This window comes from Alcaligenes faecalis (assembly GCF_005311025.1).
Classification (GTDB): Bacteria; Pseudomonadota; Gammaproteobacteria; order Burkholderiales; family Burkholderiaceae_B; genus Alcaligenes; species Alcaligenes phenolicus.
Map to the genome: position 1 here is coordinate 802769 of NZ_CP031747.1, position 23840 is coordinate 826608.

Below are 23840 nucleotides of genomic sequence, written 5' to 3' on the forward strand. Positions count from 1 at the left end.
AATGATGCCGCGCAGACATCTTAATTTTTTTTTAACTTTGAGCCGTAAGATACTAATATAAAGAGGATTTTTTCTGGTAGCATAAGCGCATAAATTCTCTCCGCCCTTCTGTTTCTCGCCTACCGGGAACTGAAAAATGCCTCAGACCAGAACAAATAAATTCATTCGACGTGCGCTATGTGTTTTATTTCTAGCGCCTTTTTCGATTTCGTCCTTTGCGCAGACACTGGCGCTGGCCGAGCCATCCACACTGGATGAAGCCACAGCCGCCATCAGCTACAACGTGCCGCATCTGGTTTTCGAGAAAAACCTGCAGCCTATCAGCTATAGCGAGAACGATAGCCGCCGCGCGCTTAATGCCCTTAAACACGACGCCCTGATCCAGCACGCGGCCCTGCGTTCGGAAATTGCCTTTGTGCAGGATCTGGAATCGTCTACTGTGCTGTACCAGAAAAACAGCGACGCCGTTCGCCCCATTGCCTCCATCTCCAAGCTGATGACAGCCCTGGTCGTGGCTGAATCCGGCCTGCCCATGGATGAAATGCTGGAGATCATCGACGAAGATGTGGACCGCGTCAAATACTCCAGCTCGCGTCTTAGCGTTGGCTCCAAACTGAGCCGTGCCGACATGATGCACCTGGCGCTGATGTCGTCGGAAAACCGGGCTGCCCACGCGTTGGGGCGCAGCTATCCCGGTGGGTTGTCTGCTTTTGTGCGCGCCATGAATGACAAGGCACGTGCCTTGGGTATGCGCAATACGCGTTTTGTAGAGCCTACCGGCTTGTCCAGCGACAACGTGTCCAGCCCGCGTGATCTGGTCAAGTTACTGACGGCCACCAGCCAGCATGCCCGTATCCAGCAATACACCACGAATGATCAGTACTCCGTGCAGCCTGTACGTGGTCGCCAACTGGTGTTCAACAATACCAATCGTTTGGTGAAAAACGCCAATTGGGATATTCAGGTCTCCAAAACCGGCTTCATCAACGAAGCGGGCGAATGCCTGGTAATGCTGACCAAGATCGAAGATCGTGAAGTGGCTATTGTGCTGCTGAACTCCTCGGGACGTTACTCGCGTATCGGTGACGCCGTACGTATCCGCGATCTGGTTGAAAAATCCAACGGCTTGGCCATGCTGTAAGACGCCCTTCGTGCCCCAGCTCAAACTGCTTGAAGACTTCGTAACCCTGGCTCGTGCGGGCAGTTTTGTTCGGGCAGCAGAGCAACGCCACGTCACACATCCAGCATTTGGACGCCGCATTCGGGCCTTGGAAACATGGGTAGGCACACCCTTGGTGGAGCGCAGCAGCCTGCCCATCACGCTAACGCCGGAAGGACAGGTGTTTTACAACACGGCCAATCAAGTGCTGGAACAACTGAACCGCGTTCGCCGGCAATTGCAGGCCTCGGATCAAGCCGGACAAGGCAGCTTGCGCATTGCTACCGGCCGTAGCCTGGCACGCACCTTGGTCACGGACTGGGTCAGCCGTCTGCAAAAAGGCAGCCACGCCCCTTTGTCGGCCCATATACCTATCGACATCAGCACCGGCATGATGGCCGATATGGCCAAGCTGTTGGCCCAAGGCAAAACCGACTTTCTGTGCTGTTATGAACACCCGGCCTTGTCAATTGAACTGCTGGCCGAGCAAGTGACGTATATGACCATCGCCACTGACAAATTGGTGCCTACCTGTCAGCGCCGCAAGAACGGCACACCTTTATATGAACTCAATGCCGATAGCGGACGCAGCATTCCTTTGATTTCATATTCAGGCGGCTTGGCCATGGCCCGCATTCTGGGCGACAAGCTGCACCACTTTCCCTATCCCCTGGTCAGCACGGTGCGTTGTGATTCGCTGGATACGGCAATGGGCTCGGTATTGAAAGGCATGGGCGTAGCCTGGTTACCCCTGTCCATGATTGCCAATGAATGTCGTCGCGGCACGCTGGTGCAATTGGGCGGCAAAGGCGACGAGATTGCCTTTGAAGTTCGTCTGTATCGCTCCCGAGCCCCGCTCTCGGATCTGGCAGAGTCCGTCTGGGCCTTCACCCAGCAGGGGCGATAAACACACAAGCAACCGAAAAAGCACGCCTATGTGCCGCAACAGCACATCGCAAGTAGCCGCAGCAGACACAATACCCTTTCATAACTAAGGATAAACAGGCCCGCAGCGCGCACACTGGCCGCTGCTTGGAAACCTATCCATCGAACGGGGAGCACATCATGTCTTTTTCTTTTCCCAAGCGCAGCTTGGTCCTTGGCATTCTGGGCGCCTGTAGCCTCTTGCAAGCCTCAATCAGCCACGCCGACACCTACCCCTCACGCAGCCTGACTCTGGTCGTGGGTTATCCCGCCGGAGGCAGCGTGGATCTGACTGCCCGCCTGCTGGCCGAAGAACTCAGCAGCCGTTTGGGCCAAAGCGTCGTCGTGGAAAACGCAGGCGGTGCCGGTGGCACCATTGGTGCTCAACGCGTGCAACGTGCGGCTGCCGACGGCTATACCCTGCTGCTGGGTTCTACCAACGAGATGATCATCGCCGGCATGATCAACAAAGCCGTGCGCTACGACGGGCAAAAAGACTTCACGCCTATTGGCATGATTGCCTCCCAGCCCTTGTTGCTGGCAGCCTCCAAAGAGTCCGGTATTCGCTCCGCGGCAGACTATGCGCAAAAGCTGCGGGCAGCCAAACCGGAAGCCTTCAGCTTTGGTTCCTCCGGCGTAGGTACTACCTTGCACCTGGCCGGTGAAATGGTGAACGCCTCGACCGGCACCACCGCCATGCACGTGCCCTACCGTGGCGTCCCACCCCTGGTTTCGGATTTGATGAGCGGTCAACTGGATACGGCTTATCTTGTACTGTCCTCGGGCCTGTCACAAGCTCGCGCAGGCGCCATCGTGCCTTTGGGCATTACCGAAACCCATGCCTCTCCTGCTGCCCCGGAGATCCCACCGCTGGCCGATACACCCGGCTTTGAAAAGGTCGACATCAACGTCTGGTTTGGTTTGTATGGCCCCAAGGATTTGCCTGAATCCGTCACCAGCACCTTGCGTCAGGCTCTGGACAGCAGCCTGCAATCGGCCAACTTGCAAGAGAAAATGCAATCCAATGGAGCCACGCTTTACGCCCCCGGCATGAACGCGGCAGAGTTCCAGGCCAAAGAGGTCGACAAATATGCTCGTCTGGTCGAACTGGCCAAGCTGCAAGCCGAATAAAACACATGCGCCCCGGCTAGCTGCTGGGGTGCTGGAGTCTTTCCATGCAATTTTCTCTTTCCTTGCCTGACATTCAAGAAGAGCGTCAGGGCAATACCGGTGTCCCTGGAATCTGGTGCCTGGACTCGGGCGAAGCGGGCCGTACCGTAATGATCAGCGCCCTGATTCATGGCAACGAACTTTGTGGGGCCTGGGCCTTGAAAGCCGTGTTGGCCAGTGGCCTGAAGCCCCGTCGTGGCAAGCTGATTCTGGCCTTTTGCAATTTGGACGCCTTTGATCGCTTTGATCCTGAGCAGCACGATGCCAGCCGCTACGTGGACGAAGACATGAACCGCGTCTGGAGCGATCAGAAGCTGGCTCAAACACAGACACAAGAGCAGCGCCGTGCACGAGCGATTTTGCCTTGGCTGGAACAAGCCGACTGGTTGCTGGACCTGCACTCCATGCATGAACCCAGCGCCCCCTTGTTATTGACTGGCACCTTGGCACGCAATATCGAGCTGGCCCGTACTCTGGGCGCTCCCGAGCATGTGATTGTGGATAGCGGCCATAAGGACGGCGTACGTATGCGCGATTACGGTCGATTCTCGGACCCTGAAGCCCATGAAGCGCGCTCCTTACTATTGGAATGCGGCTTTCATGGCGATCCTGATACACCGGCAATCGCACTGGACCTGATTGCCCGCTTTCTGCTCGCCTCCGAGACTGTAGAAAAAGAGGATTTGCCCTCGGACTGGCGTCGAGCGTCTCCCGATACGCAACGCGTTCTGCAAGTCACCCATGCGATTGTCGCCCCTTCCATGCAAGTCAGTTTTGATCAGAACTGGCAAGGCCTGGAAACCTTGGCCGATGCAGGCACGGCGATCGGCCAAGCTGATGGTCAAGCTTTGCTGACGCCCTACGATAACTGCACCTTGGTCATGCCTTCGCTGCGCCAGCTACGTCCGGGTGTCACCGTCGTGCGTCTGGCCCAAAACTACGACGCCCTTTCCTGGACGCTTTAAACCTGGTGCCCAAGACCGGAACACCCAGCCTGAAGTGACATTCTCAATCCCGAGAAAAAAAGCGGAACTTGGCGGTACTTTGGCTACCAAAGCCTGCATAGCCATCCTACAATCGGCACATGTGCATCGCTTATATCGCCGTCGGAGTTAATGCGAATTGGCCGCTGATTATTGCTGCCAATCGCGACGAATATCATGCTCGCCCCAGCCAAGCGGCTCAACCTTGGCGGGACGAGCCCGATATTCTGGCGGGTCGGGACCTGCAAGCCGGGGGCACCTGGCTGGGCCTGACACAAAGCCGTGGACGGCTAGCCTTGCTGACCAATTACCGCGAAGCCCCCAGCAACAAAAACAGCAAGCAACGCTCACGCGGCGAGCTGATCCCCCAGTTTCTAAGAGACGAGCACAGTCCCGCCGACTATCTGGAACAACTCGCCCAGGAAGGAGCCGATTACGCAGGCTTCAATCTTTTTGTGCTGGAATGGCCGGACAAGCAACAGCCTTTACGCATGGGCTATTACAGCAACCGTCATCCCAGTGGCAGCCCGCACATGCTGGAACCAGGCGTACATGTTCTGAGCAATGCCTGGCTTAATACTCCTTGGCCCAAAAGCCTGTTCCTGAAAGAAACCCTGCAGGCACAGCATTTTGATGGCTCGCCACCAGCGGTAGAAGGCTTGTTTCAGGGTTTACGCAATCAGGAAGTCGCAGCCGATGCCGACTTGCCCCAAACCGGCTTAAGTCTTGAGCACGAACGCTTGTTAAGCAGCCCGTTTATTGTCAGCCCCAATTACGGCACTCGCTGCACCACCGTCATCACTATTAATCAGCGCGGACATGGAATGCTGCGTGAACGCAGTTTCAATCCGCAGGCAGAACCGACCCGTCAGCATGACTGGCCTTTGTTATGGCCCAGCTTTCATCCTGACAGCCAGCCCCACCCCTCTCATAACAGCAACAGGGCCCCTGAGGGCCCGCTTAGCCACCTTACTTCAAGCAAGGAAACCTCATGAGTCCTCGTCTTTCATTGATCGGCATTGCCATGTCGCTGGCCTTATTGAGCAGCCCCATTGTGCACGCCCAGGAACTGCCCCCCAGCCAGTATTACGGTTCAACCGAATACATCAGCGGCGGCATAGGTAGTGATGAAGCCCAGCTGTTTCGCATGGTGCGCAACACCTTTCCCTTGTCCGTGAACTTTTCAGCCAACCAGGGTGAGCGCGTCGGCTATATCTCCGATGTGCAGCTGGTTATCCGTAACAGCAACGACCAAACCGTGCTGAACAGCCTGATCGACGGCCCCTACTGCCTGATCCGTCTTGGCCCCGGCAATTACAAGGTATTTGCCACTTACCAGGGCCAGACCCAGGAGCGTCAGGCCACTATTGTTGAAGGCCAGCCCCGCGAACTGAACTTCACCTGGAAGTAGGATAGTTACGCTGATACGTATCCAGGCCCATGGCCTGGATTTGTTCTTCAATCAACTGCTCGAAGGGCCGGAGCAAAGGGCTGAAATCCCGCTCCGGCTCCATAATCCGCATCAGCCGGACAATTGCTTCCAAGGTCGACACAGCCTGCGGGTCGGGCGCTTTACGCAGTCTGTAGCGCGACGCCTGTCCTTCAGGCAATACCCAATACGGCAGGGCTTGCAAAACCGGATTGCTGTGCAAGATCAGGCGTGCCTTGCGCCAGGTGCCATCTGGCACCACGATCAGATCCGGCTTCTCCCCTGGGCCTGTTGAGCCCGCCACCTTGGCTTCTGGTCCCGGAAACAGCAAAACAGGACGATGCGCCTGTGCCAGCCGGGCCTCCAGCCCAGCAAACTGTTCTCCCACCCATAGCTCTGTCCCCTTCAAACCCAAATACGCCAAGCGCGCAGTATTAAGCGCATGCCGGGCTTCGGAATGGTGCTGCAAAATCAGCACAGGACACGCCGCTTCTATCGAAGGGATCAAGGGACACAAGCAACGAGCCAAGGGCCGCTGACACTGTGCACAGCGGCCTGGTCGGGTAGAAGGGGAAGAATTCATGCGAGAGCGCCAAACAGAAGGCCACAGTATATAAAAGTTCTGCTTTGAAACAGATGCCTGGTTTGCTGGCAAACAGATTTACTGTATATTTATACAGCAATCAGGAGCATACCTATGGCAAGCGCACTTCGTTCCCTTTTAGATCTTCACCCTTCCCTTTGGACAGGCAAGCATTATGCACATGCCGCAGGCACTTGCCTGCCCAGCGGGTTTGCCGCACTGGATGACGAACTGCCAGGAGGCGGCTGGCCTGTGGGCAGTCTGATCGAACTGCATGCACAGCAAGACAGCAGTGCCTTGTCCTTGTTGTTGCCAGCCTTGAATACGCTGCAGGCAGAGCGCTTGCGTGTTTTAGTCGCCCCGCCCTATCAACCCATGCAACAACTGTGGCGTGGTACTCCTGTTACGAACAAGCAAAACAGCTCATCAGAAAACGCCTTGCCCGCCCGCATGCTCTGGATACGCAGCCAGCACCTGAACGATACTTTATGGGCCAGTGCCCAGGCCTTGCGTCACGGCCACTGTGCGGCTGTGCTGAGCTGGCTGCCTGCCCATGTGCCTTTAGCGGCCTTGCGTCAACTACAGCTATTAGCCAGCCATAGCGACAGCCTGTTTTTTTGTTTACGTCCGACGCACAGTCAGACCAACAGCCCCGCCCTTTTGCGTCTTGAACTTCAGACTCGCCAAGACCAGCAGGGGCAGCCCTGGCTGGATGTTCATATCCGCAAACGACGGGGGCCTCCGTGCAAGGACAGCATTGCTTTGGCCCCTCACCACACCCTGATGCCGCCAGCGGCCATTCCGTCTCATGTACCTGTGCCTGCGACTGCCCCAGAGCCTGCTTACGCCTGAGGCCAGCCCAAAACAGCAGAACGGTATTCAAGCCGTTCTGCTGCGCTACAGCCCCCAGCTGGCACAGGTTCAAGCCGATTTATGGGTACTGAATATCAGTGCCAGCATCCGGCTGTTTGGTGGTTTGCGTCGTCTGTACCAACAGGTCCGGGCTGACTTGCAAGCCCTTATTCCCGAGCCCTGCCTGGCCCTGGCACCCACTGCCCGTGCGGCCTGCTTGCTGGCTTTGTCCGGACGCAAGCAGCGTCGTTGTGCACGACGTTTACAGGTCTGTCTGAACCCGCTTCCCATCCACTTATTGGCTCCGCCTGCCGACCAGCTGCAATGGTTGCATAGTCTGGGCTGCCATACCCTGGGCCAGTTGCACCAACTCCCCCGCGATGGTCTATCCCAGCGCGGGCTGCGTGCCCTGCTGTTGCAGTTGGACCAAGCCTACGGCACACAACGCTGGGCGTTGGAATGGGTGCATGCCGCCCCGCAATTTACAGACAAGCTGGAGATGGATACGCCATCCAATAACAAACCCACCGTCTTGCGGGCCGTAAATCGCCTATTGATCAAGCTGGAGGCCTGGTTGAATCAGTACCAGTTGGCTTGTGGACGCCTGGAGCTGGTACTACGCACGGAAAGATACAAGGACTACCCCACGACCACCCGCCTGGAGTTGCAAATGGCCCGGTCCTGCTGGCGTAGCCAGGACTTTTTGCCCGTATGGCAAGAACAGTTCCAGCAACTGCAATTACAGGCGGCCGTACAGAGCATGGTGCTGCAGGCACAGCAACTACACCCGCGCCAAACTCATGCCAGCAGCCTGTTTCCCGATGCGCGTCATTGGCAAGAGCAGGATCAACAACTGTTGGAGCGCTTGCAAGCCAGGCTGGGGGCTGAACAGATTTTGACACCTGCCGCCCAAGCCAGCTATTTGCCTGAACAAGCGAATCAATGGCTCCCCTTGTCCCGCAGCCAGCCCCCCGATGCGGACCGTCCGGCTTTGCAACGTCCATGCTGGATGCTGGACCCGGCTCAGCCCTTACAACACGATCAGCAATCTCCGCTTCTGGATCAGCAGCGCTTGCGCCTGGTTCAAGGCCCGGAACGGGTACAGACAGGCTGGTGGAGCGGCACCGGGCATCAGCAGCGGGACTACTTTATTGCCCTGTGTCCGCAGGGGCGTTTGTATTGGGTTTATCGGGACTTGAGCCAGGAGCATGCCTGGTATCTGCACGGAGTCTTTGGATGAAACCCCATATAGACCTGCTGTATTCCGAGCTGGACTGCCTGTCCAATTACAGCTTCTTGAATGGCGCGTCCCACCCCGAAGAGCTGATCAGCCGCGCTGCCGAATTGGGCTACAAGGCGCTGGCCTTATGCGATTACGCCTCCATGGCCGGTGTGGTGCGCGCTTATGCGCAGGCCAAGTTGCATCCGGAAATCCGCTTGTTGGTTGGAAGTCGGTTCCGCTTTACGGGGGGTTGGGACAATCAGCGCCCACAAGTCGCCAAGGCTGAGACAAGAACCTGCAACGGCACTCAGACTCATGAGCTGCTGATTCTGCCGCGCAACAAGGAAGGCTACGGCAATCTCTGTCAATTCATCTCGCACCTACACCAATCACTGGACTTGAAGCAGGAAGCCTCGATTGACTGGTCTTTTTTGCAACAAGCCCGCCAAGGTTCCCAACAACAGGTTCTGCCAGACTGTCTTGTCATCTACAAGCCGGCCTATGGCTTGGATAGCGAGCACATCCGTCTTCAAACACAGCATTTGCTGGACCTGTTTGCAGGCCGACTGTTTTTAGGCATCAGTCTGCATAGGCGCGATCAGGACATGCAGCATTTGCGCGCCGTCAGGCTGGCAGCGCAGGCATGTGGATTGCGCTGTGCCGCGTTGGGCGGCGTCCATATGCACGTGCGCTCTCGCCAGCCTTTGCACGATACTTTGGCAGCCATACGCCTGAAAACACCTGTGCAAGAATGCGGCTGGTCCCTGGCCAGCAATGCAGAACATCACTTACGCAGTCGTTTCCAACTGGCCAATCTTTACCCGGCCGAACTGCGTGAGACCACCGATCACATCCAGGAGCTATGCCAGTTTTGTTTAAGTGAAATCAAGTACGAGTACCCGGTCGAGATTGTCCCGCCCGGTCTCAGTGGCATTGAGTATCTGCGACAGGAAACCGAGCGTGGCGCGCAAAAGCGCTACCCCAAAGGGATTAGCGACAGCTTGCGCACGCGCCTGGAAGAGGAACTCAGCCTGATTGCAGACCTTGAATACGAGTCCTACTTTCTGACTTTGCATGACATCGTCAGTTACGCGCGCAGTCAGGGGATTTTGTGCCAGGGCCGAGGCTCTGCCGCCAACTCGGCCGTGTGCTACTGCCTGGGCATTACTGAAGTTGATCCTGCCAGCAGCCATACCTTGTTTGCGCGCTTCATCAGCCGCGCACGGGCTGAACCGCCCGATATTGATGTGGACTTCGAGCACCAGCGTCGCGAAGAGGTTATTCAATACATTTACCGCAAATATGGCCGGCAACGAGCGGCCTTAACAGCGGTGATCACCACCTATAGACGCCGCAGCGCCTTGCGGGACACCGGCAAGGCGCTAAGCATTCCTTCCGCCTTGATCGAGGCCTTGATTCAATGCGACCGTGCCTGGCTTAAAGACACCCACATTCAGGATGAAGTCCTGGCACGCTTTCCCGAATGCCCGCCTGAGCAAGCGCATCAATGGTTGTCCTTGACCCGCCAGCTGATGGGCTTTCCACGTCACCTGTCCCAGCACCCTGGCGGTTTTGTAATTTCACAAACACCCTTGCACAGGCTGGTGCCGATTCAGAACGCCGCCATGCCAGGGCGCAGCGTTGTGCAATGGGACAAGGATGATCTGGATGTGCTGGGTTTGCTGAAAGTCGATATTCTGGCCTTAGGTATGTTGAGCGCCTTACGTCGCTGCCTGGACAGTATCAGCCAGCAAAAAGGCAAACCATTCCGCTTGCAGGACATCCCTTTGCAAAGCGCCAAAACCTTTCGGATGATACGGCGCGCTGACACCATAGGCGTGTTCCAGATCGAGTCCCGCGCCCAGATGAGCATGTTGCCGCGCCTGCGTCCCAAATGCTTTTACGACTTGGTGGTGCAAGTGGCCATTGTGCGCCCCGGCCCCATTCAAGGGGGCATGGTGCATCCTTATCTGGAACGCCGTCGCGACCACAGCAAAGTCGACTACCCTGCCCCCGAAATCCGCCATGTGCTGGAACGCACCCTGGGCGTGCCTATTTTTCAGGAGCAGGCCATGGAACTGGCCATGGAGGCGGCGGGTTTCTCGGCTGACAAAGCGGACGCCTTGCGGCGGGCCATGGCGGCCTGGCGTCGTCGTGGCGGTTTGGGGCCTTTTGAGCAAGAGCTGCTCGATGGCATGGCTGCCAAAGGTTATGCCCCCGAATTTGCCCAGCGCCTGTTCGATCAGATCAGCGGTTTTGGGGAGTACGGTTTTCCGGAAAGTCACTCGGCCAGTTTCGCCAAACTGGCCTGGTTCAGCGCCTATCTGAAAGCACGTTACCCGGAGCACTTTCTGACGGCCTTGCTGAACTCTCAACCCATGGGTTTTTACGGCCCCAGCCAATTGGTCCAGGATGCACGCCGTCACGGCGTTCAGGTCTTGCCTGTTGATGTGCAATACAGCCTGTATGACAGCCACGTGTGTTCCGAGCTTGGCGGCCCGCCTCAGGTACGTCTGGGCCTGCACATGGTCAAAGGCTTGAGCGAGCAAGGCGCCCAAGCCATCGTGAGTTACCGGCAAAGCCACCCGGACCGTACGCTGAATCTGGCCTGCTTGCGCCAGGAACTGGCCCTGTCAGCCCACGATCAGCAAGCGCTGGCCCAGGCCCATGCTTTACGCAGTGCTTATAGCCAACGCCGCCACAGTGTTTGGGATGCCCGACGCCCCAGTCAGGCAGGATTGCTGAGCCATGCTGAAACGCCGGAGCACACCCCGGATTTGCCACGAGCCAGTGTGGGGCTGGAAGTGTTAAGTGATTATCAGGCCGTGGGCTTGAGCCTGAATCGTCACCCCCTGTCCTTGCTACGCACACAGTTGTCCCCCTTGCGATTCTCCACCGCAGAACAACTCAACCAAGCCTGCCCGGATAGGCGGCTGGCACGGGCCTGCGGGCTGGTGACCACCCGCCAACGCCCCGGCACCGCCAAAGGCACCGTATTTGTAACGCTGGAAGATGAAACCGGCAGTGTCAATGTCATCGTGCGTGAAGAGTTGGCGCAGGCGCAATCTCAGGCCTTGCTTCAATCTCGCCTGCTGGGTGTCTATGGTGTCTGGCAACGTGATGGCAGCGTATGTCATTTGATTGCCCGCCGTCTGGTATCCATGAATCATCTGATTGGTGATCTGGTCGCACGCAGCCGGGATTTTCAATAATCGGATTTTTCCCTACCCCCGCCCTGCGTTAAACTAGGGCTTTGCCCGTTCAACCAGGAACCACCATGAGTCAAACACTCAAAACCCGTTTAGCTGAAGATATCAAAACGGCGATGCGCGCTCGCGATAGCGGACGCCTGGAGACCTTGCGTTTTCTGCAAGCTGCGATCAAACAACGCGAAGTGGACGAACGTACCGAGCTGGGCGATGCTGAAGTAAGCAGCATCATTGAAAAACAAGTCAAGCAACGCCGCGAATCCATCCAGGCTTTTGAATCTGCTGGCCGTACCGAAAGCGCCGAGAAAGAAAAATCCGAATTGCTGATTCTGCAGGAATACCTGCCACAGCAAGCCGATAGCGCCGAAATTGATGCGACCATTGCCGATGCGATTACCCAGGCTCAGGCTGACGGCGCTCAAGGCCCCGCATTGATGGGCAAGGTCATGGGTCTGGTGAAAGCCAAACTGGCTGGCCGTGCCGATATGTCCCAGGTTTCCGCTCAAGTGAAGCAAAAGTTGAACCCATGAAGCATTTGCAGGCCGAACTGGCGCAGCCCAAACAGGACTTTTTCGGCACACATATCCCCCTGATGCAGCACCTGGGCCTGCAAACCGTGAGCAGCACCGAGCAGGAAGTGATTACTTTTCTGCCCTGGCAAGCCTGTAATGCCAACTCCCGTGCCGATGTGCACGGGGGCACCTTGATGGCGATTCTGGATTTCACCCTTAGCGCCGCCGCACGGGCACAACGTCCTGGCTCAGGGATGGCCACCATAGACATGAACTCGCAGTTTTTACTGCCTGCTCGTGGCGATGTCTGGTTCAAGGCCCAATGCCTGTATCTGGAAGGCGATACCGCTTACTGCGAAGGTGGCGGGTATGACGAGAAGGAGCGCTTGCTGGTTAAAGCGGCAGCCACTTTTCGAGTGGTGCGCGGTAGCTGAACACCAGGGGCAATACACCTTGGAAAGTGGCACGCTGCCCCAAACTGCTACCGATCTACAATAAAGCCCATTAAAAAAGCCCGTATCAAACGGGCTTTTTTATTTCCACCTACTTAATCACAGGCAAGCTTAATGCGCCTGCAAATCCTCACCCACAGGCTGATCCCATTCCGGGTTGGATTTCAAAAATGGATAATCCGTATAGCCTTTAGGCCCCTGGGTGTAAAACGAATCCCGATCCCAGCCATTCAAGGGCGCACGCAACTGCAAACGCAAGGGCAAGTCCGGATTGGACAAAAAAGCCTTACCGAACGACACGGCGTCTGCCATGCCTTTGGATAAAGTGGTCTGTGCTGTCGGCAAATCGAAATGTTCATTAGCGATAATCGCACCACCAAACTGGCATTTGATCATGGGCAACAAGCTGTCCGAAGCCGGGCTTTCACGCAGGAACAAAAAGGCAATATCACGGCGATCCAGTTCGCAAGCCACGTACGAGAACAAACGGGCCGGATCGGAATCCTTCATGCCATGCAAGCCACCACGTGGGGACAAATGCACACCGACTCGGCCAGCGCCCCAAATGGCGACACAGGCGTCCACAATCTCCAACAGGAAACGAGCCCGGTTTTCAATCGAGCCACCGTAAGCATCCGTGCGGGTATTGGAGCCATCATGCAGGAACTGGTCGATCAGGTAGCCATTGGCACCGTGTATCTCCACCCCATCAAAGCCGGCGCTCAGCGCGTTTTGAGCGGCAACGGCAAAGTCGTCCACAATATCGGCAATTTCTTCACTGCGCAGGGCACGCGGCACCACAAAAGGACGTTCCGGGCTTAAATGGCTGACCATGCCCTCACAGGCAATTGCGCTGGGCGCAACCGGCATTTGGCCATTCAGAAACTCCGGATCAGACACACGCCCCACATGCCACAACTGCAAGACAATACGGCCACCCTTGGCATGGACGGCTTCGGTAATCGTGCGCCACGCATCTACCTGTGCACTACTCCAGATGCCCGGCGTGTGGGCATAGCCCACACCTTGCGGCGATACCGAAGTGGCTTCGGCTACAATCAGCCCCGCGCTGGCCCGCTGGCAATAGTACATACGCATCAAATCATTGGGCATACGGCCCTCCGAGGCGCGTGCGCGTGTCATGGGCGCCATGATGATGCGGTTCATGAGTTCAATATCACCCAGTTTGATTGGATCAAACAAACTAACCATTGTTTTACACTGTCCACTATTGATGTTTCCGCCAGGGCTTGAACGACACGCGCCCAAGGGAATACCCGATAAGGGTTTTTACCAGATATGTCTTTATACCATCAACGCTTAATTTGGCTTGAAATTGTTTCAAGCATCAAACGGATCAAATAAGCTATGGCACAGTTCGCCGTCATAGGATTAGGCCGCTTCGGTTCGGCCTGCGCCCTGGAACTCATGAAAATGGGCCACTCCGTACTGGGAGTGGATACCAATCCGAAATTGGTCAACAAGTATGCGGACCAATTAAACCGTGCCGTCATTGCCGATGTCACTGACCGCCAGGCTCTGGAAGAGCTGGGGCTGGACAATTATGACGTAGTTCTGGTTGCGATTGGGGCTGATATTGAATCCTGCCTGGTTTGCGTGGTTCACCTGAAAAGTTTTGGTGTCCCGACAATCTGGGCCAAAGCCATTTCCCATACCCAGCATTTGATTCTGGCCAAGATTGGTGTGAACCGGATTATTCACCCCGAAGAAGAAATGGGCATACGAGTCGCCCAAATGCTCAGCTACCCCATGGTCAACGATTACATTTCTCTGGGTAACGGCGATTATGTTGTGGAAGTCACCGCCAGCGACAATATGAACGGCCAGACCATCAAGGACATATTGCGCGAGCAAATGGCCGACGTGCAGGTCCTGCTGGTCAAACGTCGTGGCCAAACCACCATCCAGCCCGATGCTGATTTTGCCCTGCATGCCAAGGATTTGCTGATCCTGCTTGGACAGCTGCAAGCACTTCGTACCGCCGCCCCCAAATTGGTCTGATGTATGCGCAACTGGCTGCCCAATAGTCTGACTCGCCGTCTTGAGGTCAATCCTCATACCCGCACCCTGAGCGCCAGCCCGCCACTGGTGCTGGCGCTGGGTTTTATGGCCCTGATTATTCTGGGCGCAATTTTGCTGAGCCTGCCACAAGCGGCTACGCCCCGGCTGGGGATTTTTCAGGCGCTGTTCATGGCCACCTCGGCCGTCACTGTCACGGGCCTGGCGGTCATTGATCCGGCAACAGACTTGACGCACTTTGGGCAAATTGTGCTGGCGCTGCTCGTGCAAATTGGCGGTATGGGCTTTGTGACCTTTGCCGTGATTGCCGCCATCACCATGCACAAACGCATCAGTGTCAGCCAGCAGGCACTGGCACTGGAAGCTTTTAATCAAACCAGCGTGTCCCGCATCCGCAGTACAGCCTTTCAAGTGTTCAAGATTGCTGCCCTGATTGAGCTGATCGCCGCCGCCATTCTGTTTCTGCGCTGGACCATTGATTTACCGTGGACCACAGCCCTTTATCGCGCCTTGTTCCATGCGGTCACGGCTTTCAATAATGCGGGCTTTTCGCTATTTCATGACTCCTTGATCCCCATTTCCGGGGATTTCGTGTCAGTCATGACTTTGTCCGGTCTGATTATTTTGGGCGGGATTGGCTTTACGGTACTGGCCGACGTGGGCCAGAAAAAACGCTGGCAAACACTTTTGCCGTACACAAAGCTGATCCTGATCGGAACACTCATCCTGAACCTGATTGGTTTTTTCAGTCTCTGGGCGCTGGAATTCACGAATCCAAACACGTTGGGCATGCTGGGCCTGGGTGATCAGGCGCTGGCCGCCTGGATGCAGAATGCGGCCACCCGTACTGCGGGCTTTACCACCATGGACATTGCCAGCCTGCGCGACAGCACTCAGTTGACCCTGATTGTGCTGATGCTGATTGGTGGCGGCTCGCTCAGTACGGCCAGCGGTATCAAAATCGGCACCTTGATTGTCTTGCTGGCGGCGGTACGCTCCTACATCCGTCAACGCGAAGAGGTGGTCTTGATGGAACGCAGCGTGGCTCCGGAAACCGTACAGAAAGCCCTGGCCCTTTTCCTGATTACCGGCGCACTGTACTTCATCAGCGTCTTGCTGCTGACCTTGTTTGAGGACATGCCCATTACCAGCCTGCTGTTTGAAGCCGCGTCGGCCTTGAGTACCACCGGCATGAGTCACGGCATTACCCACAAGCTATCCACGCCTAGCCAGATCCTGATCATGGTGCTGATGTTTGCAGGCCGACTCGGGCCTCTAACCCTGATTTACTCGCTGGCCACCCGCAAACGCAGCCGTATTCGCTACCCGGAAGGCAACTTCCAAGTGGGCTAGACCTGTCGCTAAACCACAGATATACAAGAAGTTTTAAGAAAGACGACTATTGTCACCGAATTTTGGTATGGTTAATGGATGTAAACATCGAACAACTACTGATCAGGATGCAGGCTTATGGATCACAGGAAGATGGCTACTTTAACCAAGCGCGCTGGCACTGGGCTTAGCGCGCTTTGCCGGGAACTGACCAGCCGTGGGATTAGCTACCACCCGCTGGTCGAAATGTATCAAAGTCAAATGGCCGTTATTGGTTTGCTCAGTGACGAAGTTGTCGCCCTGCGCAAAGAGCTGGACGATCTAAAAAAAGTAGTTAAGAAAAACGGCTCATGAGCCGTTTATTTTTTGCCTGCGATTAAGGCCCCCATTCCCCTGCCTACACCTCTTGAAGCGGCCCTGTTCACATCCATGACTGTCACCCTGCCCCGTTTTTGGCTGTGCGCCGCTTTAGCCTTGTGTTCTGCCACTGCCTACAGTCAAAACGATCGGGTTCTATCTACACAAAAGCAGCCAGGCTCCCTTCCCGGCATTGCGCCTATCCCGCCTGCGGCCCCCGTTCTGAACTACGGAACGACCTTGTTCACGCCCGACTATCAGGGTGTGCGCCTGCATACTTACCTGGATGAATGGCAGCGTCAGACTCAGCTGGACTCCGGGGAACTGGCAACTCCGGCGCGTCAGGACAATCTGTTTATCGTCTTGCACTACCGCTACACCAACACCAGCCCTCGTCCACTGAATCCGCAGATCCATCGGCCACGCCTGTTTCTGGTTGACCCTTCAGGCCAGAAAGTAGCGCCCAATCAGCGAGCGACACAGGACTATCGCTACGCTCATGATCTGGACACGGTTGGCCCTGACAAAATCAACCCCTTGGTGAGCGTTTCGGATGTCGCAGTCTTTGAGATCAGCCCATCCTTGTTTGATGCCACTCGCTGGCACTTTATGATCCAGGAAGGCCAGGCTATCCGCATTCCTTTGACGGTTGTCCCTGAAAAACCGTCTAAAAACGCTGAATAAACATAATAGACGCCCCCTCCATACCAATAAATCATTAAACTCTGCGCTCAGACAGACCCGTCTTATAAACAGGCATGGAATAATACGGGGCCATATAAGCGAAATTAATCGACAAAGCTCTCAGCTCACATGCGGTGAGAGCAAGGAAACAAGATTGCGTCATACCCCCTTTCGGATCAGCGCCACCCTCATCGTTGCCAGCGTCCTGCTCCTGCTGGTGCTGAGATCACTACCCACGCGCCCCGAACCCGGTCCTGAACTGATCCAGGTAGAAGGCGGCTCTTTTATGGCCGGCAATTTTCAGGTTCCCATGCGTAACTCCGACGGTGAGTTGTCCGTGCAATGGGTGGCACAGCCGGATCAGGGGGCTCTGGAGCCCTACCCGGTAGAGGTCAACGCCTTTTCCATCATGAAAAAAGAGGCAACTAACGCCTTGTACGATCGCTTCTTGAAGCAAACCAAGCGCCCTGCGCGCTGGCAGCCGGTAAAAGGCGATGGCGAACAGGTCGCCAATATGCCCTACGACGAAGCCGAAGCCTTTTGTGCCTGGTTAGGAAAAAACAACGGCCTGGACATGCGCCTGCCTACAGAGGCTGAATGGGAATACGCGGCCCGCAGCCGTGGCCAGCCCTTTCCCTGGGCAACCGACAACGGCCAGTGGCAGGCAGGCCGCAACTTGCCTGAGCAAGGCAATGAAGCAGACAAAAACAAGACGGGCGCCTTCCCACCCAATCCGCTGGGCATTCAGGATATGGCCAATGGCCTGCATGAATGGGTGATCTCAGACCCGACCCGGGATCCAGCCCACGTACGGATTTTCAAAGGCGACAGCAATGAGGGAGCCAGCTCACGCCACACCATCCCCACACGCGGCATTGTCTTTCCCTTGTCGGAAGCGGCTATTGACGCCAAGCCCGAACTGGCTCGTCTGAAAGGCCGCCCAATAGGCACTGTGTATTTCCAGCACTCCACCGCGCGTTGTGTGGCCCCCTTGAAAACCAACGGCACGCCACCCGTATCGGCCACGCAAAACACCATCCTGCCACCGATTTTTGATGATGTGACGGACAAGCGCAAACCAAGCGACGAACCTTAAACAATCCCCGGCGGCAATCCACTGGTACAGACGGCCACAACCTTGGCGTCGTCTTCGCTGGTGGATAAATAGATATGTCCGATACCACTGTCAAAATACGCTGACTCGTGGGCTTCCAGAAACAGGGTTTCGCCAGTTTCAAACTGAATGGCAATAGAGCCGGACAGCACGATCACAAACTCCTGCCCAGCGTGACGGATATAGTCGTCAAACTCGCTGGCATCGCGTGAATCAATCACGGCCAGAATCGGATTCATGTGCTTGCCGCTGAGCTCGCCAAACAACAGGCCGTATTCATAGTTGCGGGTGGCATAGCCAGGGGTGGCCGTAGATTTATGGCTGGAAATGCCCACTTCGGTGGTGGGCAATGGCTGCGCAGTTTCCTGATCGGGAACGGCAAACAAAGAACCGACTTCAATATTCAGGGCACGGGCCAGGACCACAAACTTTTCATAGCTTAAAGTGACCTGCCCCAACTCTGCTTTGGAAATGGTAGATAGCGCCAAGCCAGTTTTTTCAGACAACTGCTTGAGTGTCTGTTTTTGATTATGTCGGGCTTGGCGCAGGCGGGTTCCTACCTGTTCCTTGCTGAGCAGTTCATTACGTAGCATTCCTGGATTGTAAGCGGCGCAAACGGAACCAGGCAATCAGAATCCAGGCCATCAAAACAAAGCCCAGGTAACCGAAAAACGGATATACCGTACCCACCAGATTGATGAAACCAATCTTGGCGCCCACCAGTCCCAGCACCCCGGCGATAGCTGTACCGATATTGAATTTACGGGTATTGGGCGTAAAAATCCGGGCCGAGAAGGAATACAGCACACCCACCGAGGTCGTCAGAATCATGGCGAAAATCACCACGGACATAATGGTTCCCAGCAGTTTGGACTGTTCAGTAGCCAGCATCAGCATGGGCAAGGCCGCCGAGCCAATCGTATCGATACGGCCAAACACACCGGCGCTGATCAGCACAATCAAAAAGCCCAGCAACAAGCCACCTACCAGTCCACCGAGCAAGGCATTGCGCCGAGAAGTCGCTTGCGCACCGGCAATCATCAGGAACGGCGCCCCCACCACCATGTTGTAGGACACGTACAGCAAAGAGCCAACCAGCCAATGCCCCGCACCTTGTGGTTTAGTCTGCGCAATCACATCCAGTTCTTCTAATGGCAAATCCCGCGTATTCCAGCTGTAAATACACAGGAAAATCATCATCAGAACCAGGATGGGCGTGACGCTGCCAATAAAGGCCATCACCCGATCCACGCGCAAGAACACAATCAGCACGGTAATCAGCATGACGGCGATACTGCCGTATTGCGCCGGCACGCCCCATTGCTGCTCCATCAGCGAGCCGCCACCAGCAAACATCACCACGGCAATCGCATACATGAAGAAGGTAATCATGATGTCGACCACCACACCCAGACGCGGCCCACAAATCAGATACAAGCCCTCTTTGAAGGAATGCGATACCGAAACCTGGCTAAGCTCCCCCACCGCCATGCCCAGTATCGTGAAGCACAGACCACTGACCACCCCTCCCAGCAGCCCCCAATACCCAAAGCTGCTGAAAAACTGCAATATCTCTTGTCCTGATGCAAAGCCGGCCCCCACCACCACACCGACAAAGGCCATCGCAATGCCCAGGATATTTTTTATATTCGACATGCTTTCTCCTCCGGGAGATCAAAGTGCTGCTGTTTTTATGTTCTGAAACGAGCGGGTGATACCACAGCCGGATCAATATTCAGGGCCTTCAAAGAATCGGGCAGATCCTGCTTTTGCAACAAACTGGCCGCCAGCAAGGACGCGCCTGCGGCGGTTTGAATCCCATAGCCACCTTGACCGGCCAGCCAGAAAAAGCCGGGGCAGTTTGCATCCTGACCAATCACCAGCTCACCATCAGGAGCAAAACTGCGCAGCCCCGCCCAAGTGTGGCTGGGACGACGGATACGGAGCTGAGTGCGCTCTTCAATACGGTAAATGCCGGTGGCCACATCCAGCTCTTCAGCCACGACATCATGGGCATCCACGTCGTCGGCATTGGCCGGTGAACCCAGCAACATGCCGGCATCGGGCTTGAAGTAAAACTCTTCGCCAATATCAATGACGGCGGGCCAGTCACGATGATCCACACCTTCGGGCGGCGAAAACAGGAAAGCGGAACGGCGTTTGGGTTGAATGCCCAAAGCCTGCACGCCACAGCGTTCTGCCAAGGTATCAGCCCAGGCACCCGCCGCATTGACCAGCACACGAGTGCGCAAACTTGCAGGCTCGGCGTTGAGCTGAACTTCCCAACATTCGCCATCCCACTTGGCCGACACCACTTCCGTATCCAGACGCAGTTTCACACCCTTGGCTTGTGCACCTTTCAGAAACCCTTGGTGCAAGGCATGCACATCCATGTCCTGACCCTGACCGTCATACAAGGCACCGGCCAACTGCGCAGGGTCCAGACAGGGCACCATGGCCAAGGCTTCTTCGGCACTCAAGCGGCTCACATCCAGACCTTGTTCATGCCAATCCTGATACTGGCTGTCCAGCAAATCCTGCTGATCGGCGGTCCCCACATACAGCACACCGCGCGGCAGCAAAATTGGCTGATCGCTAAAGCCCGCAGGTGGATGGCTGAAAAAATCATTGCCCGCAACAGTCAAGGCACGAATCGTTTCCGTACCATAGGTTTCAACAAACATCGCAGCCGAGCGTCCCGTGGAGTGATACGCAGCATGGGACTCTCTTTCCAGAACCAGCACTTGGGCACTTTCGGGCAAACGGTAGGCCAAAGACACGCCTGCCATCCCGGCTCCAACAATTACGTAGTCGTACACCATAAAATTCTCATATCCGATAATTGAGGGCTAATAGTAGGTCTTTCCAAGAAAAACATCCAAGAGGGTTTTTACTAGGCGGACACTTCGGGCTTCGTGGGCAAAGCCATGCAACGTCTGATCGACGGCTATTACACCGTCACGGACGAAGAGTTATACCGTTTGATGGTCATGGCCTACGAACAGGACAAGGTCAAACTGGAACCCTCCGCCCTGGCTGGCGTGCCCGGCATGGCGCGGGTATTGAACTCGCCTGAATATCTGCAGCGTATGGGTTTTACGCATGTTCAGCTGGAGAACGCTACCCACCTGGTTTGGGGAACGGGCGGCAGCATGGTGCCGGAGACGGAGTTTCAAACCTATCTGGATAAGGGGCGCAGCCTGTAAGCGGAAACAGACAGAACAGGCTCTTAGGCAAGGCTGCGCCTGTTCAATCTTCTGACGTAGGGCCGGACATCAAACTCCGGCTCGTTGCCTCTGCCGCCACACACCGGGCGAGACTCCTTCCAAACGGCTAAAAGCACGGCTCAGGCTGGACTCATTGTCATACCCCACCTGCGCGGCAATTTGCCCTATCGTCTGCGAACCGGCTGCCAACAAAAGCTTGGCTTTATAGATACGCCAAGCCGTCAGATACGCCAAGGGAGCTTGCCCGACAGCCGCCTTGAACAAAGCAGAAAAGGTGGACCGGGACAGCCCGATCAGTGCGCCCATTTCCTCCACCGACCACGGATGCGCAATCTGCTGATGCACAGCTTGCAAGACCGGGGCCATCCTGGGGTCTCGAATACCCGCCAACAGCCCTGCCCCCAAGGAGGCACAGTGCGATAAAGCCCGCAGCACCTGAATGAACATCACATCAACTAGGCGGGCGTTAATCAGCTGAGTTCCGTAATCCCGGCTTTGCGCTTCGGTTTGCAGCACATGCAGGATGCTTTTTATGGCGACAGCATCTTCCGCCCTCAAGCGAGTGTGTACCAAGGGGCCAAGCGCACTGAACAGGGGTTCGGCAGCCAACTTGTTAAAAGCAAAGCGGGCCGTCACGATTTCAGTCAAAGCTCCATCGCCCCCATGGACGATCGGCTCAGCACGCGGATACCGAGCCAAAGTCTCACAGGAAACCAGCGGATTTTCCTTGCCGTCACACAGCGAGAATTGCACCCCTGGTTGAACAAGCATGCAGGTGTCCGCTTCCAGCAGCACGGGGTCGGCTCGCTGCTCTCCCTTCAAATAACAAGCCCCTTTGCTGACAATCAACAGCCGCGCATACTCGCCGGTGTCAAAGCTGACGCCCCAAGGCGCACGCAGTTGGAAGCACGCATACAAAGCATGCTGCAAACGCATGCCATCCAGGATTTCATCAAAGGGGTTCATGACTATCAGACGATAAGACAGGAAAATTGGATTTTCAACTATAGATCGTCTGAAGCCTCAAGCCTAGCATGCTCCATGCAAGTATCAACAGGAGCATGCATGGACACATACCGTTTTACGCAATATGGCAGTTTGGACTACCTGGTACGAGGTCAGGAACCGCTTCCCGAACCCGGCCCCGGACAAGTGCGGGTTCAAGTCATGGCCTCGTCCTTGAACTTCAGAGACCTGTTGGTCATGAAAGGTACATTGCGCTATCCCACTACGCCAGGGGCTGTACCACTGTCAGATGCAGCAGGAATCATTGATGCCCTTGGCCCCGGCGTGCAGCGCTTCAAGTTGGGCGACCGTGTCATCAACAGCTTTTTCCCGAACTGGTTCGGTGGCCCAGCCTACGCAGGCCGGGAGCAATATGGTGTTGAGCATGACGGCTGGCTGACTCAATATAAAGTCGTGTCGGCAGAGGCCTTGTCGCCTATGCCCGCCCATCTGAGTTTTGAAGAAGCAGCAACCCTGCCTTGCGCAGCCTTGACGGCCTGGTCCGCACTGGCCGGTATTAATGCAGGCGATACAGTGCTGACACAAGGAGCAGGTGGCGTGTCCATTTTTGCCATTCAATTAGCCAAGGCAATGGGAGCCTACGTCATCTCCAGCACTTCTTCAGACAATAAGTTCGACAAGCTGCTGCAGTTAGGGGCTGACCAGGTTTTCAACTACAAAGACACGCCAGAATGGTCCGAGCTTGTACGAGACTACACACATGGCGAAGGCGCAAATCGTATTGTCGATGTCGGTGGCCCGGTGACAATTGCACAATCCATCAAAGCGATTGCTGTAGGTGGGCAAGTGTCCTTGATCGGCTCCTTGGGAAAATCCGTGCCATCGCTGGATGTCATGGATCTGGTCTTTAGTCAGGCCAGCTATAAAGCCATCGGTGTGGGTAGTCGCAGTGATCTGGAAACCATGAATCGAGTCATTAGCCAGCACCGGATCCATCCGGTAATCGACCGGGTCTTCGATTTCAACAACGCTCATGAAGCCTACCGCTATCTGCAACAGCGCGATCGCTTTGGAAAAATCGTGATCCATCACTAATGACGGAGTCCGGGCATAAGATAAATCAAAGCTAATTGAGAAGCAGTTGTAATACAATCCTGCCATGTCTATCCACCGGCACTGCTCTCTCGCTAAAAATGGCATAGCCTGGCAAATTCTTTTTTGCCTGGCGATCCTGTCATTTCTGAGCCGTTCGCTGGTCCCGGCAGGCTACATGCCCGATAGCTCGGGTGAACAGAATGGCTTCTTTTCCGTCACGCTTTGCGCCCCCGGAGGAACGCCCAGCACGATCTGGATGAGCCTGACAGGACAGGCTGATCCGCCGCAATCCAATGAACACGCGGATATGCAGAAGTGCCCTTACGCACTGGTCCTGTCTCAAGTAGCCCTACCCAGCGCTGATCTGGCAAGCCTGGATGTCCCGGTGGTTCACCAGCCTTTGCTGTTGGTGCATCGTAATCAAAGCTTGCCGCCCCTGCCTGCCTTGGGGCCACCACTAGGGTCACGCGCTCCCCCTGTCAACCTTGCTTGATCTCTCGTCGTCGACTGCCGTATGTGCAGTCGCTTTT

The 23840-nt window shown here is 55.9% G+C and carries 25 protein-coding genes; 19 read left to right on the top strand and 6 right to left on the bottom strand.

From position 1 onward, the window contains the following. The first annotated feature begins 136 nt into the window (after positions 1–136). The 6 genes from pbpG (at position 137) to D0C27_RS03695 (ending at position 5647) form a co-directional block, all read left to right on the top strand. Positions 137–1141 (top strand): D-alanyl-D-alanine endopeptidase, encoded by a 1005-nt coding sequence (gene pbpG, locus D0C27_RS03670; protein WP_088452837.1) that lies wholly within the window; start codon positions 137–139, stop codon positions 1139–1141. Between the two features lie 10 nt (positions 1142–1151). Beyond that, positions 1152–2066, top strand: coding sequence for a LysR family transcriptional regulator (locus D0C27_RS03675; protein WP_137430440.1), 915 nt, complete (start codon positions 1152–1154; stop codon positions 2064–2066). Positions 2067–2224: 158 nt separating this feature from the next. Continuing rightward, positions 2225–3214, top strand: coding sequence for a Bug family tripartite tricarboxylate transporter substrate binding protein (locus D0C27_RS03680; RefSeq protein ID WP_021446611.1), 990 nt, complete (start codon positions 2225–2227; stop codon positions 3212–3214). Between the two features lie 44 nt (positions 3215–3258). After that, positions 3259–4218, top strand: a complete 960-nt coding sequence (locus tag D0C27_RS03685) for a succinylglutamate desuccinylase/aspartoacylase domain-containing protein (RefSeq protein WP_083053551.1) — start codon at positions 3259–3261, stop codon at positions 4216–4218. A gap of 119 nt (positions 4219–4337) precedes the next feature. Continuing rightward, a complete protein-coding gene (locus tag D0C27_RS03690) occupies positions 4338–5231 on the top strand; it encodes an NRDE family protein (protein ID WP_137430441.1) in 894 nt (297 codons plus the stop codon). Next, complete coding sequence (locus tag D0C27_RS03695) at positions 5228–5647, top strand: carboxypeptidase-like regulatory domain-containing protein (RefSeq protein WP_009454198.1); 420 nt, start codon at positions 5228–5230, stop codon at positions 5645–5647. The genes D0C27_RS03690 and D0C27_RS03695 overlap by 4 nt, the downstream gene beginning before the upstream one ends. Here the strand turns inward: D0C27_RS03695 and D0C27_RS03700 are convergent. Next, on the bottom strand, positions 5634–6248 hold the full coding sequence (locus D0C27_RS03700) for a tRNA-uridine aminocarboxypropyltransferase (RefSeq protein WP_137430442.1): 615 nt from the start codon (positions 6246–6248) through the stop codon (positions 5634–5636). The two genes, D0C27_RS03695 and D0C27_RS03700, sit on opposite strands and share 14 nt — an antisense overlap. Positions 6249–6362: 114 nt before the next feature. Here D0C27_RS03700 and imuA point away from each other — a divergent pair, with 114 nt between their 5' ends. The 5 genes from imuA (at position 6363) to D0C27_RS03725 (ending at position 12477) form a co-directional block, all read left to right on the top strand. After that, complete coding sequence (gene imuA / locus D0C27_RS03705; RefSeq protein ID WP_137430443.1) at positions 6363–7100, top strand: translesion DNA synthesis-associated protein ImuA; 738 nt, start codon at positions 6363–6365, stop codon at positions 7098–7100. Continuing rightward, the gene (locus tag D0C27_RS03710; RefSeq protein WP_137430444.1) at positions 7057–8340 is read left to right on the top strand and encodes a Y-family DNA polymerase; all 1284 of its coding nucleotides are present in this window, start codon (positions 7057–7059) and stop codon (positions 8338–8340) included. Before imuA ends, D0C27_RS03710 begins: the two co-directional genes overlap by 44 nt. Then, complete coding sequence (locus D0C27_RS03715) at positions 8337–11534, top strand: error-prone DNA polymerase (protein ID WP_137430445.1); 3198 nt, start codon at positions 8337–8339, stop codon at positions 11532–11534. The genes D0C27_RS03710 and D0C27_RS03715 overlap by 4 nt, the downstream gene beginning before the upstream one ends. 65 nt (positions 11535–11599) lie before the next feature. Then, positions 11600–12061: a GatB/YqeY domain-containing protein gene (locus tag D0C27_RS03720; RefSeq protein ID WP_009454206.1), complete on the top strand. Its 462-nt coding sequence runs from the start codon at positions 11600–11602 to the stop codon at positions 12059–12061. Next, positions 12058–12477, top strand: coding sequence for a PaaI family thioesterase (locus D0C27_RS03725; RefSeq protein WP_009454207.1), 420 nt, complete (start codon positions 12058–12060; stop codon positions 12475–12477). The genes D0C27_RS03720 and D0C27_RS03725 overlap by 4 nt, the downstream gene beginning before the upstream one ends. A 129-nt stretch (positions 12478–12606) precedes the next feature. On the opposite strand, the gene D0C27_RS03730 is transcribed toward D0C27_RS03725, so the two are convergent. Continuing rightward, the gene (locus tag D0C27_RS03730; RefSeq protein WP_009454209.1) at positions 12607–13707 is read right to left on the bottom strand and encodes an alkene reductase; all 1101 of its coding nucleotides are present in this window, start codon (positions 13705–13707) and stop codon (positions 12607–12609) included. A 156-nt stretch (positions 13708–13863) separates the two neighbouring features. On the opposite strand from D0C27_RS03730, the gene D0C27_RS03735 reads away from it, so the two are divergent. The 5 genes from D0C27_RS03735 (at position 13864) to D0C27_RS03755 (ending at position 18004) form a co-directional block, all read left to right on the top strand. Next, a complete protein-coding gene (locus D0C27_RS03735; RefSeq protein ID WP_009454211.1) occupies positions 13864–14517 on the top strand; it encodes a potassium channel family protein in 654 nt (217 codons plus the stop codon). Between the two features lie 3 nt (positions 14518–14520). Beyond that, on the top strand, positions 14521–15888 hold the full coding sequence (locus tag D0C27_RS03740) for a TrkH family potassium uptake protein (RefSeq protein WP_009454213.1): 1368 nt from the start codon (positions 14521–14523) through the stop codon (positions 15886–15888). Positions 15889–16020: 132 nt separating this feature from the next. Then, complete coding sequence (locus D0C27_RS03745) at positions 16021–16221, top strand: hypothetical protein (RefSeq protein ID WP_223254031.1); 201 nt, start codon at positions 16021–16023, stop codon at positions 16219–16221. Between the two features lie 12 nt (positions 16222–16233). After that, complete coding sequence (locus tag D0C27_RS03750) at positions 16234–16908, top strand: hypothetical protein (protein ID WP_137430446.1); 675 nt, start codon at positions 16234–16236, stop codon at positions 16906–16908. A gap of 154 nt (positions 16909–17062) precedes the next feature. After that, a complete protein-coding gene (locus tag D0C27_RS03755) occupies positions 17063–18004 on the top strand; it encodes a formylglycine-generating enzyme family protein (protein ID WP_137430447.1) in 942 nt (313 codons plus the stop codon). Here D0C27_RS03755 and D0C27_RS03760 read toward each other — a convergent pair. The 3 genes from D0C27_RS03760 to D0C27_RS03770 are packed head-to-tail and all read right to left on the bottom strand — an operon-like array spanning position 18001 to position 20844. Further along, a complete protein-coding gene (locus D0C27_RS03760) occupies positions 18001–18615 on the bottom strand; it encodes a helix-turn-helix domain-containing protein (protein WP_035273216.1) in 615 nt (204 codons plus the stop codon). The genes D0C27_RS03755 and D0C27_RS03760 overlap by 4 nt on opposite strands. Next, positions 18605–19678: a YkvI family membrane protein gene (locus D0C27_RS03765; RefSeq protein WP_035273217.1), complete on the bottom strand. Its 1074-nt coding sequence runs from the start codon at positions 19676–19678 to the stop codon at positions 18605–18607. The genes D0C27_RS03760 and D0C27_RS03765 overlap by 11 nt, the downstream gene beginning before the upstream one ends. Positions 19679–19713: 35 nt before the next feature. Continuing rightward, entirely contained in the window at positions 19714–20844 is a 1131-nt protein-coding gene (locus tag D0C27_RS03770; protein WP_035273219.1) for an NAD(P)/FAD-dependent oxidoreductase, read from the bottom strand. A 105-nt stretch (positions 20845–20949) separates the two neighbouring features. Here D0C27_RS03770 and D0C27_RS03775 point away from each other — a divergent pair, with 105 nt between their 5' ends. Next, positions 20950–21228: a D-serine dehydratase gene (locus D0C27_RS03775; RefSeq protein WP_240688305.1), complete on the top strand. Its 279-nt coding sequence runs from the start codon at positions 20950–20952 to the stop codon at positions 21226–21228. A gap of 69 nt (positions 21229–21297) precedes the next feature. Here D0C27_RS03775 and D0C27_RS03780 read toward each other — a convergent pair whose 3' ends face one another. Beyond that, positions 21298–22215, bottom strand: a complete 918-nt coding sequence (locus D0C27_RS03780) for an AraC family transcriptional regulator (RefSeq protein WP_137430449.1) — start codon at positions 22213–22215, stop codon at positions 21298–21300. A 99-nt stretch (positions 22216–22314) separates the two neighbouring features. Between D0C27_RS03780 and D0C27_RS03785 the strand changes: the two genes are divergently transcribed. Together D0C27_RS03785 and D0C27_RS03790 are read left to right on the top strand one after the other, a co-directional pair. Beyond that, positions 22315–23310, top strand: a complete 996-nt coding sequence (locus tag D0C27_RS03785; RefSeq protein ID WP_137430450.1) for a zinc-dependent alcohol dehydrogenase family protein — start codon at positions 22315–22317, stop codon at positions 23308–23310. Positions 23311–23374: 64 nt separating this feature from the next. Continuing rightward, positions 23375–23803, top strand: a complete 429-nt coding sequence (locus D0C27_RS03790) for a DUF2946 family protein (protein WP_137430451.1) — start codon at positions 23375–23377, stop codon at positions 23801–23803. Positions 23804–23840: the final 37 nt, after the last annotated feature.